13 protein-coding genes are annotated in these 13,716 nt (G+C 45.0%); all 13 read right to left on the bottom strand.

What is annotated here, in order from left to right:
* Positions 1 to 35: 35 nt before the first annotated feature.
* Positions 36 to 308 (bottom strand): OmpA family protein, encoded by a 273-nt coding sequence (locus ACFQNF_RS04865; RefSeq protein WP_380186542.1) that lies wholly within the window; start codon positions 306 to 308, stop codon positions 36 to 38.
* Positions 309 to 652: 344 nt separating this feature from the next.
* Positions 653 to 916 (bottom strand): PAAR domain-containing protein, encoded by a 264-nt coding sequence (locus tag ACFQNF_RS04870; RefSeq protein ID WP_380186544.1) that lies wholly within the window; start codon positions 914 to 916, stop codon positions 653 to 655.
* Positions 913 to 2,361 carry a hypothetical protein gene (locus ACFQNF_RS04875; RefSeq protein WP_380186546.1) on the bottom strand — a complete coding sequence of 483 codons (1,449 nt, stop codon included), beginning with the start codon at positions 2,359 to 2,361 and terminating at the stop codon, positions 913 to 915. The genes ACFQNF_RS04870 and ACFQNF_RS04875 overlap by 4 nt, the downstream gene beginning before the upstream one ends.
* Before the next feature lie 68 nt (positions 2,362 to 2,429).
* A complete protein-coding gene (tssH, locus tag ACFQNF_RS04880; protein ID WP_380186548.1) occupies positions 2,430 to 5,066 on the bottom strand; it encodes a type VI secretion system ATPase TssH in 2,637 nt (878 codons plus the stop codon).
* 199 nt (positions 5,067 to 5,265) lie between these two features.
* Positions 5,266 to 5,724 (bottom strand): hypothetical protein, encoded by a 459-nt coding sequence (locus ACFQNF_RS04885; RefSeq protein ID WP_380186550.1) that lies wholly within the window; start codon positions 5,722 to 5,724, stop codon positions 5,266 to 5,268.
* Between the two features lie 345 nt (positions 5,725 to 6,069).
* Positions 6,070 to 6,765 (bottom strand): hypothetical protein, encoded by a 696-nt coding sequence (locus tag ACFQNF_RS04890; protein ID WP_380186552.1) that lies wholly within the window; start codon positions 6,763 to 6,765, stop codon positions 6,070 to 6,072.
* A 199-nt stretch (positions 6,766 to 6,964) separates the two neighbouring features.
* The gene (locus ACFQNF_RS04895; RefSeq protein ID WP_380186553.1) at positions 6,965 to 7,495 is read right to left on the bottom strand and encodes a hypothetical protein; all 531 of its coding nucleotides are present in this window, start codon (positions 7,493 to 7,495) and stop codon (positions 6,965 to 6,967) included.
* 228 nt (positions 7,496 to 7,723) lie between these two features.
* Positions 7,724 to 8,608, bottom strand: coding sequence for a hypothetical protein (locus ACFQNF_RS04900; protein ID WP_380186554.1), 885 nt, complete (start codon positions 8,606 to 8,608; stop codon positions 7,724 to 7,726).
* Positions 8,609 to 8,679: 71 nt separating this feature from the next.
* Complete coding sequence (locus ACFQNF_RS04905) at positions 8,680 to 9,180, bottom strand: hypothetical protein (protein ID WP_380186556.1); 501 nt, start codon at positions 9,178 to 9,180, stop codon at positions 8,680 to 8,682.
* A 474-nt stretch (positions 9,181 to 9,654) separates the two neighbouring features.
* The gene (locus ACFQNF_RS04910) at positions 9,655 to 9,903 is read right to left on the bottom strand and encodes a hypothetical protein (protein ID WP_380186558.1); all 249 of its coding nucleotides are present in this window, start codon (positions 9,901 to 9,903) and stop codon (positions 9,655 to 9,657) included.
* Entirely contained in the window at positions 9,876 to 10,304 is a 429-nt protein-coding gene (locus ACFQNF_RS04915) for a hypothetical protein (protein WP_380186560.1), read from the bottom strand. Before ACFQNF_RS04915 ends, ACFQNF_RS04910 begins: the two co-directional genes overlap by 28 nt.
* A gap of 19 nt (positions 10,305 to 10,323) precedes the next feature.
* Positions 10,324 to 11,607, bottom strand: coding sequence for a hypothetical protein (locus ACFQNF_RS04920; RefSeq protein WP_380186562.1), 1,284 nt, complete (start codon positions 11,605 to 11,607; stop codon positions 10,324 to 10,326).
* The coding region (locus ACFQNF_RS04925; protein ID WP_380186564.1) for a DUF2345 domain-containing protein at positions 11,591 to 13,716 on the bottom strand (2,126 nt) is incomplete at its 5' end. The genes ACFQNF_RS04925 and ACFQNF_RS04920, both read right to left, overlap by 17 nt.

Genomic DNA, 13,716 nt, shown 5'->3' on the forward strand with positions numbered 1-13,716 from the left:
GTCAAAAAGAGCGAGCAAGGGAATACTTAGTACAATTAACCGCCGATTTCCAGCTCAACAGCGTGCTCTGCATCATCGGTGTTGTAACGCAAGCTCATTTTGTGATCTGGCACGCCTTGGCTTACCAGGAATTTTTCTACATTAACGGCACGAGCCAAGGCAGAATCTTTAGCATTGCCAATGTCTTTTTTATTGCAGTACCCGCGCAAAATAATGCTTTTAACGTCTTTAAGCTGAGGTAACAGCGCCATCAGCTGCTCTTCTTGCTGTGGCGTTAGCTTGGCAGCCATTTTTTCAAACTGAAGCATATATGGCTTGCCTATCGCCACAATAACGGGGGGCTTTGCCCATGATGTAGCTGATGCAGAATCAGTTGCAGCAGGTGGGTTCTCTGCGCACCCTGTCAAGACAGCCGCTGCAAGTACAGCGGAGCAAGCCAAAATAATCCCTGAGTTTTTCATCGTTAAATCCCTTATTTAAAACAAGCGAGCTGCTTTGCAGCAGCTCAGTTTAGTACTCATCGCTTATCACCCGAATTAGTGATATTTAAAACATTTAAGCAATGATTTAAATACTAACAAGATTCATCTTGTTAGCAACACTAAAGTATAACGGACACTCAGATGATTTTGCAGCCAAGCGGTGTACACCGCTAACCTTTTCCCACTTCTGGCATCGACGAGATCAATACGGCGCCACACGCTGTTTTATGACCTTCCAGCGCCACAGGCTTGCCATCCACCAGCCAGTTGGGATCACCCTCAACGATCGGGCATACGCCATGCCCCGGAATAGGGCAGCTTACTTTATCCCCTAATAGTGCAACGACCTTGCCAAACAACACGGTTTTGGAAGCCCCACTAATCACCACGCCGCCATGGCTACTCTGATCGCCGATACGAATCACTTTTTTCATGCTGACTGCTCCTGAGGCTTGATCATTGCCACGCTAAAATGCTCTGTTTCGCCACGACGATCAAACTCAATTAATACGGTGGGTGCGGATAAACGGGCGCTGTGCACCACGGCAATGACCGTTTGCAACACAGAACGGGCCGAGCCCACATCGCCCCATTCGCGAATAGAATTACTGGCATCATCAATCGCATTCAAAGGCACCGCATACTGCTGCAATGCAGTAGAAACAGCGGCAAGACGTGTCGCCCCCACATCCACATCGCCGCTGTTATGAACCAGCCACAAAATGCTTTCTGCCTGATCTTTCGCTTCGTCTTTATCCTCGCTGCTAAAAGGGTAATCACGCAGACCGGCATTCACCAGTGCATTATCAAATAAGGTATGGATTTGCCTTGCCATAGGGAGCAATTGTTTTTGCTCAATAATGGCTTGCTCAGCAAGGCGCAGCTCGGCCAGCACCGGCAGTTGCGCCAGCGTATCCTGCCATTGCAAAGGCACCCGGCCCCAGCGCTCATCACCGTAGTGCTGCTGTTTTTCCCAATAAGGCGTGTAAGCATCCTGACTGGCTTCTTGCGTGCTCGCCGGCTCTGGCACGGGCAAATTATCGCGCAAGAAGATCATGGCCGCAGCCGCATAGCCCGGCATCCCGCGCCATTTATCCATATCGCCCTGCTCTGGCCCCGGCTCATCCCATTCATCTTTTAGCACGCCACGTGTTAAGAGCGGCGCGTCAGCGGCATAGATCACCATGCCGGGCAAGCTAGGATCTTGCTGGAAAAGTTGCTGCACCCGGCTCATTAAAGCGCCAGAGCCAGGAAAAAAACGTGGTTCCGGATTAGGCGAGCTTTCTTCAAAGCTCTGGTTTGCAATCGCTTGCAGCTGAGCCTGTTTCAGCATTTCCAGCTGCTCGCGCCCTTCCTGCTCTGGATTGGCTTCAAAGTAATGCGGCAACCAGGCCGCCCCCGGCGCTGCGGCGTAAACGTCACTTAATAGCTGCTGCAAGGCCTGCTGAACTTGCTCAGTAGATTCTGCATCACCAGCGACTTCATCCCGCTCTAATGCTGTCCAGTAAGCCCCGTCCGGTATTTCTTCCAGCCACGCGGGCACGTCTTTTACCGGCAAAGCCTGTGCCCACGCGCCGCGGCACAGCACTTTTATTTGTCTTTCTGCCAGTGCGGCATAATGCTGCTGGCGAGCCGCATCACGCTGGGCTTGCCGGTCTGCTTCCGCCGCTTCCTGCCCTGCCGTTTGCGCCTGCACAAGCCGTGATTCACGTACCCTTTGCCAAATACGCCAAGCCATGCCAAACATCACGGGCGGGGCCAGATGGGTAAGCAACATGGCCGTTGGGCTCATTTTCTGAAAGCTAATCGGTAAGCCCCACCATAGCAGCAGCCACCAACCAGCAAAGAGCCCGCCAAACAGCCCCAGTGTTCCCAACATATAGAATTCCTTAAACGAAACGCCACCAAGGGCAAGCAGTTGATGCCACCTGCCCCTGTTTTGCGTTATTAGCTAATTTTTACTTTCACTTGATCATTTTTCAGTGACAGCACAATCTTTTTCACCGGTTTACATGCCGACATTCTGGCCAGTAAATCAGTAGAAATCTGTGCCAACACCGTGCGGGTCAGAATCGCATCAGCATCCCGCGCGCCGCTATCCACATCCATGCAGCGGTTGGCAATTGAATCAACCAGCTCGCTTGGGTACTCCAGCAGTGCACCGTGGTTTTGTGCGATACGACGGGCGATTTTTGCCAACTTCAGCCCTACAATCTTACGCAATACTTCATCCGAAATCGGGAAGTAAGGCACGATGGTTAAGCGGCCCAGAAACGCTGGTTTAAAGGCTTTTTGCAAGGTTGGGCGCAAAATTTCAATCAAATCATCAGCCGTTGGGTCACGTGTTACATCTTCAACCGTTACGCCATGCTCGCAAGCACGCATCACCAGATCGGTGCCGGTATTAGATGTCAGCAGGATAATGGTGTTTTTGAAATCGACTTCGCGCCCTTCGCTGTCTTCCAGTAGGCCTTTATCAAACACTTGGAAAAACAGCTCCATCACATCCGGGTGGGCTTTTTCGACTTCATCCAGCAACACCACCGAATAAGGCTTACGACGCACCGCTTCTGTCAGCACACCGCCCTCGCCATAACCCACATAACCCGGAGGCGAGCCTTTAAGGCCCGACACACTATGCGCCTCTTGGTATTCTGACATATTAATCGTGATCAGATTACGCTCGCCGCCGTATAAGGACTCAGCCAGAGCCAGCGCAGTTTCAGTTTTGCCCACGCCAGATGGGCCAACCAGCATAAACACGCCCTTAGGCTTGCTTGGATCATCCAGATTGGCCTTGGCAATTTGCACGCGCTCGGCAATTTGCTCCAAGGCATGATCCTGACCGATCACCCTTTCCGCCAGCAAGCTCGCCAGCTTTTGCACCTGCACCAATTCATTGCTCACCATGCGGCCCAGCGGGATGCCTGTCCAGCCGGAAATCACATCGGCAATCACGCTTTCATCCACGCATTCGTAAGCCAGCTGATGCTGCTTTTGCAGCTCGCGCAGCTCGGTGCGCTTGGCTTGCAGTGGGCTAATTTTCTTGCCTTTGGCTGGCTTTGCCTCAGCAGCCTCAGCTTTTAGTGCTTCAATTTCACTAATTACCTGCTGCTGCACTGCCCATGCGGCTTGCAACAGCTGTAAATCACCTTCTAAGATTTCACGCTGGCCAGTGAGCTCGGCAATTCTTTCGCCGTGGCCTTCTTCTGTTTGCAGCGCCTTAATTTCGCGCTCGATATTGGCGATCAGCACTTCTACATTTTCGATAGGCGCCGGACGGCCAGAACGCGACAAAGCCACGCGGGCGCAGGCGGTATCGAGCACGCTGATGGCTTTGTCAGGTAGCTGACGGCCCGTGATATAGCGGCTGGATAGATGCACTGCGGCTACCACCGCCTCATTCATAATCACCACTTCGTGGTGCTTAGCCATCGCATCGGTCAGGCCGCGCACCATTTGCACCGCAATGTCTGGTGCTGGTTCGTCCACTTTTACCACTTGAAAACGTCGCGCCAGCGCAGCGTCTTTTTCAAAATATTTTTTATATTCTGCCCATGTAGTGGCCGCAATCGTGCGCAACTCACCACGCGCCAAGGCGGGCTTTAATAAATTAGCCGCATCATTTTGCCCTGCCGCACCGCCCGCACCAATCAGCGTATGTGCTTCATCAATAAACAGAATAATGGGCACAGGGCTGGCTTTAACTTCATCAATCACCTGGCGCAAGCGGTTTTCAAACTCGCCTTTTACCGAAGCACCCGCTTGCAGCAAGCCCAAATCCAAGGTACGTAAAGTCACACCGCTCAGCACCGGTGGCACTTCACCGCTCACAATTTTAAGCGCCAGGCCTTCCACCACGGCGGTTTTACCCACGCCCGGCTCGCCGGTTAAAATCGGGTTGTTTTGGCGGCGGCGTTGCAGAATATCGATCATCTGGCGAATCTCGGTCTCACGCCCCAGCACCGGATCAATCTTGCCTAGGCGCGCCTGCGCAGTTAAATCAATCGTATATTTATCCAGCCCTGGGCTACCACGGCGTGGCGCAGGCTGATCCAGATTCATATCTGGCGCTTCATCAGTTGGCAGGTTTTCTGAATTAGTCGCCGCCTCATTGCCATGCTGGCGTAAAGCCACATAGCCCTGCAAAGCGCGCTTGCCATCCATTTTGGCCAGCGTAGCCGAGCTGCCCTGCAAAGTGGCGCGTAAAGTATCATCCTGCACCAGCGCCAGCAGCAAATCCAAAGTAGAAACCGAATCCTGCCCCAGCTCTGCACTAGCCAGCAGCCATGCTTTTTCAAGCCACTTTGGCAGCCAGACAGACAACACCGGATTGCGCGTGTTACCCGTGCGAAAGCGATCCAAAGCCGCATCCAGCTCTTTTTCTAACTGATCCAGACTCAAACCCAGAGAATGCAAAGCCGCCACCCCCGCATTATCGTCCTGAGCCAGAATCGCCAGCACAACGTGTTCAATTTCAATCTCAAAATGAGTGCGCGACAAAGCACGACTAGCCGCCTCCTCCACCGCACGGCGGGCTGTAGGGGTAAGGCGGGAGATAAGAGCTTTAAGGGGGGTAGACATGGGATGGGTCCCGAAGAGTTATAAGAGTCTGAAATGAATGACCGCAACAAATACACAAATTAGAAACAGCAAGCAATAATTTAATCTATTTACCAAATTTTTTGCCATCAGCTATTTTCACTGATGGCGGATATTTTGTAAAAACTTACAACAGTTATTCCATCATCTAATAATCATTATGTACAAGCAAAACTTAAACCTACTTCATTATATCTCTTGTTTTAATCACAAATTCTTCAGATTCTAAATTCATTGTTGTGATCTGCACAAGCTTACAATAAATCGCATCATTTTTTTTAAGCATATCAATTAATTCATCTTTGAAGTAGCTATCTTTTTCTTTATCCACAAAACTAACTTCAACATCCATACCGTTTTTATTAAAAACCAAACCATCCAAACTTCCTAAGCCTTGAATAAAATTAGATTCGGTATAGTGCCTTCCTTTATCGGGAGTCGTACTACAAAAAAAAGCAGTTGCCGGATTTCCCCATGTTGTTGAAAAATTTATGGATATTCCAGACTCAGTCAAAACAGCCTTATTCACCTTCACTGTGCGCTCAAATGGCCGCACACCACTTAAATACCACACACAACATATTACAAACATAGCAACAGAAAATTTAACAAAACCCTTGCATAATTTTGCCATGCTCACCAAATTATTCCAATTCAATTTTTTTAATAAATTTAAACATACAATTCAAAAACCACATACGAATACATATCCATTTAATTTTAGAAAATAAACTCCGCACACATAAGAAACTAAGGATTTATATTATTTTCAACATACAAATATCAATTAAATTTCACATTAAAATTTTACTTAATATCGTAAAAATTACGGCAGGTTAGCCACAGGCGTAACCCGCCATTCTGTAACAAAAGCCGATCCGTTGATCCCTCTAATAAACAGACTTGATTCACCAATCACTTTGCGCAGATCAAGGCCTACCCTACACAGCTAACCCTACTTTTTTCGAGTCACTTTAAATTAATTTTATTTTGCACATTGCCGCAAAGCTTTTCTAGCAGATAAAATGTCTCTAATTTCATTTGGATTACCAAGACAATTATCATCTTGTGTAATAAAAACCTTACCATTTTTCTCACTAACTTTAAGTAAGATAGTCATTTTTTTCTCATTTTTTACATCAGCATCTACTTTCTGAACTGGCTTTACACTTTCTAATAAGTATCCAATCGTCATCAATAATGCATCCTGCCCTTTTGCTGCCCCTAACCCATAAATACTACTACAGTAATTATGCTCTGACAGGTTAACTCTAAATGATGCCACTTTAATCATTTCATCGTCATGGACATATAACTCACAAACACCATTATTTTTTATATTTGAACCCTTCTCAACAGTGTTTTTTTCTTTAGAAGCAAGTAACTTATTAACTTGATACTGCTGAGCCCAAATATAGTATTTTTTCTTATTTAAAAACATTCGGGCACGATCCTCGCCACCCGATGTTTTTTTATTCGTTAATTCAGCATTAACTCCAATATCACGGGCAACTGCACTTTCCCATTTCTCCATAAAATTTCTAATATCATCCGCCTCTTCGGGCGACATAGAAATATATGGTTTATTACTTGCATAGCCTTGATCAAGGGAAAGTGCAGCATAAGCAGGAGCAGTTACTAACAAACAATAATTAAGTACCAAGATTGCAATAGTTTTCATGCCCCTCCTTTACTCCTTCATTATATTGATACGTTCTGTATATAGGTTTATTATGATTCATAGCCATGTATGGTGGGTTAGCCGCAGGTGTAACCCACCATTCAGTAACAAGAGCCGATCCGTCGATCGTTCCAATAGACAGGCTTGATCCACCAATCACTCTGCGCAGGTCAGGACCCACCCTACACGGCTATGAAATTTAAAATCCATCACCAGACTCAACGCTCAACCTAAAAATAGTTGCTCTTTTTTCCATATCTTTATCAAACGTAACAATACGACCCAACTTTGTACTAGGGTCATTTCCAATTGAATATGTGCATGTAAAATACGCAGAAGTTGTCCTCGGATGCTGGCACTTCCCATATTTTTTAATTACTCTTTCATTCATTCTATCGAATGAATCCAAGCTGGTTACCAAAATAAAATCCTCAATCAATTTTTTGGATGTTTCATCATTAAGACCAATCAAAAATCTTGCGCTATCAATTTTGCATGCATACGCATAAGAGTAACCATTATGTGAAAAAGGATAAAGTATTTTCACCTCATCTCTTCTGCATATATTTTCCAAAATGCGGTCTATTCGCCCAATTTTATTGCCAAGTATATTTTTATAATTTGTAAAATAGCCTACAAAGTCATCCTTATTTAAAATATCAACAACTCGATCATTCGCCTCAGCAAATGAAGAATAAACCATCATCAGAAAAATTAAATTTTTAACCATTAGCAGCTGGTCCAATGAGAAACGCATCTAAGCTAGACTTAGCATTCCAACAAAAAATAGAAAGAAAGTAACCATGTAGGGCGGATTAGCCGCAGGCGTAACCCGCCACTTTATAACAAGAGCGGATCTGTCGATCGTTCTAATAAACATACTTGATCCATCGATCACTCTGCGCGGGTCAAGACCCGCCCTACACGGCTTTAATCAACAAAGAACTCTTTTTATTTTTTACTTTATTTTAAATTCTCTATGCTCTTTTGCTTTACTAAATAATTTAATCTGACAACCCTCGTCCCAATGGCGAGAACAAGCAATGATATTTTTACTGGTCTTTTTATCAAAATCTATAGAAAAATCATAAAAAACATGGGCTATGCCGTCGCCAGTAGTAACATCTACACCTTTCCAATTAAATTGATACTTCCCATTTTTTAAAAGTAAAATTGGTTCTTTCCATTCTTTATATGGTCCTTCAAAACCAAATAAGCCAATTAATACCGAATACTTCCTATCATACAAATAATATTTTTTTTGCAAACTAGCCTCTGCATTCACATGCAGAGAAGAATACGCCAGCGACTGAAAGTAAATATATTCAGGAGTGCTATATAAGACGTTTATCTTAGATGATTTCCCCCAAATAGCAGAGTCCAGAAAAAAACCATGAGTAACGTTATTTTCTACAATCTGTACTTCATTAGTAAAACCATCACTCTTCTTATCTTCTTTTTTCTTCTCTCTTTTCATTTTCCCATCAAGGCTATAGTTAAATGTCAACAACCTAAGCGATAACCCTGTTTTCTTATCAACCAATGTATCAAAATCGTTAAGAACAGCCTCTCGCTTCCTTTTATTGTCATCCAATTTATCATTTATTCTCTTTGCCTTAATGAACTCTTCATAATTATTACAAGCCCCCAGAGTGCCAATAGTGCGACACTCTTCTTTATCAGATTCAACTTGTTCCTTGTACGCTGAATATGTAGGTAAAGAAAGAAAACTTATAAAAAATAAAAAAATCATTTCTATAATCATTAACACGCAGGGGGTGGCAGGTCTAACATTCCAACAAAAATGTTGGAATGTTAGACCTGCCACCATTTTCTTGGTCATTTGTTTTTATTCAAAATAAAAGACCTGCCCCAAAGGTACACTTCTCAACAATCACAGCTAAATCCAATTAATTAATTTTTTGATGAAATTGTTAATTTAAATTTCTTATAAAATTTAAATTCCAATGGAATTTCATCCCCTGTTTCATCATCGATAGTACCAATTTCCATAAAACTCCCAACCTGGGTCACAGATGATTTCGCCCCAGATGATGGCCTAAACACATGATTAACACCTACAGAATACATTTTTGCATTCACGCAAAGACCCTTTTTTGCTGAGAGAAACAAGCAACCATCCATAGAGCAAGCAGTCCCGATTGGCTTTATATTTTTTCCAATAAGTAATTTATATTTAGAATTTATAACCTTTGACTCTGCTCTACCATCATCGTAAATTGCACCAAAATCTGCCTGCCCACTTACAATTTGATTATTCTCATCAAGAAGATATACCGCTAATTCACGTCCACTCTTAAACTTCAAACAAGGATCCATGATTTCATCATTAGCGAAACAAGATGCTATTAATAAAGAAAAATAAAACAATACAAAAATAAAATATTTCATCATTACGCACTCAAGACTACTCATGTATGGCGGGTTAACCGTAGGCGTAACCCGCCACTCCGTAACAAAGCCAATAACACAACATGGACAAACTTGTCCCCCAACAACTCTGCGCGCATCACCACCACGTCCTGCACGGCTAGTTTATAGGAGCAATTAAACACTGCTCGGACTTGAATTCCTTCGCAATCAGTTAATGATAAGGATAGTAAATTTATTTACTTTGGCTAATTTTCTTTCCGCACTTTAAATTTGTTGACATGGTTGAAATATTGCCACCAAATTCGCACCCATTCACTTTTCCACTAACTGGGCAGCCGAATCGCATTATTGGTGGTTCAATTTCCGAGAATCGATACTCGGTTTTATTATCGATCACCAGAATAAAGTCAGCATTTATTGGCAACCGAGCCGTTTTTAGCTCTGAGAAATCGATTTCTAACGTTGGTAAATATTCTGGCTTAGGCTGATAAAACTTTATACTTGTTTTTTCGATAACTGATTTTTTTTATCAAAAAATTTACTATCACCCTTGTATATTTGCAACTCCGCTTGCTTGGGCAATTCGCCAACCCAGTCATGAATCAATACGGCAGCAGGTATAGATTCGCATTCACTTGCATGGGCTAAAAATGTCATAGCCATGAAGATACCTGCCACGGTCATAGTTATCTGTTTCAATCCAGACATAACATTTATTATTTTTGCATTATTTTCTTTCCGCATTTAAATTCCGCAGACATAACTGGAACACCGCCATAAAAACTACAAGCATTTACTTTACCTTCTAAGCGGCACCCAAGCCGTACTTTTGGCGGTTCAAGTTCAGAGAATCGATACTCAATTTTATTATCGAGCACCAGAATAAAGTTAGCATCTATCGGCAATTTAGTTGTTTTTAACTCTACAAAATCTATTTCTAAAGTCGGTAGAATTTCCGGTCTAGGCTGATAAAACTTTATATTATAATTCTCAACAACCGACTTTATTTCACCAACAAACTTGCCATCATTCTTGTATATTTTCAATTCAGCTTTTTTAGGCAATTCACCTATCCAATGATCGATCAATATAGCAGCAGGCATAGACTCGCATTCACTTGCATGGGCAGCAAATGTCATGCTCATGAAAATACCTATTACGATCTTAGTTGTATGCTTCAATATGGCCATAATGGTTACTCGTAAAAGAGGAGAATAAAATACTGTCACTTGTTTTTATTGGGTTGCGTTCCTTTGATCTAGCTTCACCGTTCTTGATGTCATAACTAATTCCAGTACTAGGGTCCCACCCCCAGCTAAATACTTTAAATTTCACGCGTTGGTTGATAGAATCCTTTGCCATACCACCTTCATAAACAATCCAGTGTGATTGAGCAATATCACTTAGTTTGTAGCCGGATCTGTCAGATAGCATACTCGCATCGATCATCATTAATACTTGCTTTCCCTCGCGATAGCTCTTGTCCATTTCATCCAACTTGGGCAAGTCTTTTGTAGGATCACGGCTATTACTAAGGAATGCGTTTTGAATAAGTGGTGTTGCCAAACCAACATCCACGGCTTTAGTTTGTTTATATCCGCCAATTTTTTTGACTAACTCTTCCATCATCCCTGGCCAATTAATAGCGGCATATTGATCCCAGCTACCCGATTCCAACCCGTGATAGCCTAAATTGCTCTCCGAACTGCGGGTACCGGCAAGCACAATCCAATCAACTTCCCACATTCTCATCCGCTTGTAGCCATCATGATTTGCGAGATCAATTTCATACATTTTGGCTGAGGGTTTTATTCGAAATCCATCTATGGTGCATTCACCCATGCGATGCAGGTCTTGAGCAATCTTTTGATAGCGATCGGCACTATTTTTGATAGTGACATAATAAAGTGCGGCCATACCGCACAGGCTACTCGAGCCTTGGTCTATACGCCATGGTTCGCTTTTTCGCTCCTGAATTTGTTTATCGATTCTTTTTTTATCAACCCAGTAAAAACGATGGTGAACCAGCTGTTTTAACTCGATAAATTTCTCGGGCGAATCGGTATACGCCTGAATTGAAAGCTCGCAACCGCAATAATCGATGTCATCAATTTCCAGCCCAATTCGCGCCCCCTGTTGTTTAAGATCGCGGCGAATAGCTTTGCCGGGTGTAGAAGGAGAAACATATTCAATAGCCCATTTATAATCTTCGCTATTAGGTAGTTTTTCGCCATTAAACAGGCACACCTCAATATTATATCGATGATCATATAGCATAGCTTTTGATATGCTATTACCTGTTCCATCGTTGCCTGACCCTTTATCAAGCTCAGTCAGAAATTGAATCTTCTTTGGCATGCAAATGGGCTTAATATTATCCTTACCATTGGCAGCGCCAAGAGAATCTGTTTGTTTGCACTCCAGATCCGCATTATTCGGCGTTGTCATTATTAATCCTCTGACTTTTTTCTTTTTTCATAGGTGTTGCTACCACCTCAATTTGAATGCGCTCAGAGGTATCGGGGTTTTTAATCATATGAGTAAACCCGTTGCCATCTGTTTTACCGAATTCCACTTCACCTGTAGCACGCGTAATTTTAAATCGCTGATTAGCAAGTGGTTGACCCGATTCTTCATCCTTGATTTGATACTTCCGCTCAAACTTGCTCACGGGCATTTCATTATAAGTTTTTGCCAGGCTGGTAGGCCCACTCAAATCATGACTCGCCCCTTTAATACTCACTTCCCCCGGACAATGAATCTCGATATTGCCACCCTTTAGCCGGATATAACCGCCACCAGAAGTAAAGAGCACTTCGTCGCCTGCGGCGATTTCTACTTTTTCTTTGCAGGCGGTGATTTTGACATTTTTGTCGGCGGTGATTTCGATATCGTCACTCTGCGCTTGTAGCTGAATTTTACCTTTAGCTGCGATGATCTTCAGCGCGACTTTGTCTTTTACCCCCGCTACAAATAGGCTGATGTGCTGGCCAACGTTATGTATCCAGCGGCGGCCGGAGGTTTGGTTTGTGTCTCTTTGGGCGACTAGATCAAGGTTGGTGCCTGCGGCAATCGTTTGGCTTTGCGGGCTGGTGATGGCGATGCCATCCTCACCATGCAGCAGGATGATGTTCTGCTGGCCTGCTTGATCTTTGGATTTGCCCTTGCCGTCTTTGTCGGTATTGCTGCCCGCTTCAAGACTTTTGCTGGCGTGTACATGGTGGTGCAGATGGCCGGTACTGGCTTTGTCGCCTGCGCTGTTGTCGGGCTTGACGGTTTTATCGCCGTCGCCGGTTTCTATGGTATCGGCGAGTTGGTTGGTGGCGGTTTCGCCAAGGCTTTGCGCCAGAGCAAGCGCTGATTCAAGTTGGCTTTGGGCTGGGCTGTGGTCGAGTTGCTTACCGCTTGCGCCGCTTTTGGCTTCGGTGCTGATCAGCAGACCATTGGCGCGAATTGCACCTTGCTTGTCGGTGCGTAATTCAAAGCCTTCGCCACGCGGCTCGCCTTTTCCGTCAGTGCGCGGGTGGATCAGATAGCCAAGGTTAAGCTGGGTTTTGCCATGCTCGCTGGATAATTTAGTACGAACTTCGCCTTTTGTATCGTCAAACAGCAGCTCGCCATACTGGCCGCCTTCATGCTCTTTGGTTTTGATGCCCGATAGTGTTTTGTTGGCAGGCAATGCGCCTGCGCCACTAAACGCGGGCACAGGGTGGCTACCGTTATAAACCACGCCAGTGATGATCGGGCGGTCGATATCGCCTTCGATAAAGTCCACCAAAACTTCCTGGCCAATGCGCGGGATAAACTGATGCCCAAAGCCTGCGCCCGCCGATGGATAGGCGACGCGGATCCAGCATGAAGACTTATCGTCGAGGTTTGCGCCAAACTCCGGATGTTCTGCGGCACGCTGCCAGTGCAGCTGCACCTTAATCCGGCCCTGCTCGTCGGTGTGGACTTCTGATCCGGCAGGGCCGACTACCGTGGCGGTTTGTACGCCTCGGCTTTTGGGCTTGCTCTGCTCTGCATGGGCAAAATCAGGTGTGATCGGCTGGCCGCGTCTTTGTGCGGTGAAGTTGACTTGATAAGGAGGGTTCTTCGCGGTTGAAGCCGCTCCTACGAGCAGGCTAGGTGCGACCAGGCCCAATTGCTGAGTCAAATCCGCTGGTAAATTATTGTTCGCAGTGAATTTTAGCTCAGTGACGGCGAATTCTCGTTGTTCGGCGGCATCGTACTCGTGGGCGGGGTGATCTTCTAGGCGAAACCACTGGCCTGCTTGTAAGCTGCGCAAGGTGCCAGAGCCGCTGAATGATTTCTTTTTTGCATCCGATGCTTGCTGACGCAATTGTGCGTAATGGCTGAGGCCTTCCACATCGCTCGCGTAATACAAGGACTGTGGATCATAATCTTCAAAGCTGGCTTGCAGCTGTTGCCCGCCCTCGCCTTGATCGATATAACTTTCATCAAAGCTTTGATTCGTCGTCGTGGCTTTGTAATCAAAACTCGCCAAAGACACCGAGCTGCTGCCCACTTGCCGCTGACTCTTCCACTGGGTGAGTG

Origin of the sequence: Iodobacter arcticus (genome assembly GCF_042664895.1) — a bacterium.
GTDB classification, from domain to species: Bacteria; Pseudomonadota; Gammaproteobacteria; order Burkholderiales; family Chitinibacteraceae; genus Iodobacter; species Iodobacter arcticus.

What these genes read in the sequence shown, in the direction of transcription:
- ACFQNF_RS04875 (WP_380186546.1), bottom strand. Translation starts at nt 2,361, where the DNA reads ATGTTGGGAACACTGGGGCTGTTTGGCGGGCTCTTTGCTGGTTGGTGG.
- ACFQNF_RS04870 (WP_380186544.1), bottom strand. Translation starts at nt 916, where the DNA reads ATGAAAAAAGTGATTCGTATCGGCGATCAGAGTAGCCATGGCGGCGTG.
- ACFQNF_RS04895 (WP_380186553.1), bottom strand. Translation starts at nt 7,495, where the DNA reads ATGGTTAAAAATTTAATTTTTCTGATGATGGTTTATTCTTCATTTGCT.
- ACFQNF_RS04900 (WP_380186554.1), bottom strand. Translation starts at nt 8,608, where the DNA reads ATGACCAAGAAAATGGTGGCAGGTCTAACATTCCAACATTTTTGTTGG.
- ACFQNF_RS04910 (WP_380186558.1), bottom strand. Translation starts at nt 9,903, where the DNA reads ATGCGGAAAGAAAATAATGCAAAAATAATAAATGTTATGTCTGGATTG.
- ACFQNF_RS04915 (WP_380186560.1), bottom strand. Translation starts at nt 10,304, where the DNA reads ATGAGCATGACATTTGCTGCCCATGCAAGTGAATGCGAGTCTATGCCT.
- ACFQNF_RS04865 (WP_380186542.1), bottom strand. Translation starts at nt 308, where the DNA reads ATGCTTCAGTTTGAAAAAATGGCTGCCAAGCTAACGCCACAGCAAGAA.
- ACFQNF_RS04905 (WP_380186556.1), bottom strand. Translation starts at nt 9,180, where the DNA reads ATGATGAAATATTTTATTTTTGTATTGTTTTATTTTTCTTTATTAATA.
- ACFQNF_RS04920 (WP_380186562.1), bottom strand. Translation starts at nt 11,607, where the DNA reads ATGACAACGCCGAATAATGCGGATCTGGAGTGCAAACAAACAGATTCT.
- ACFQNF_RS04890 (WP_380186552.1), bottom strand. Translation starts at nt 6,765, where the DNA reads ATGAAAACTATTGCAATCTTGGTACTTAATTATTGTTTGTTAGTAACT.
- tssH (WP_380186548.1), bottom strand. Translation starts at nt 5,066, where the DNA reads ATGTCTACCCCCCTTAAAGCTCTTATCTCCCGCCTTACCCCTACAGCC.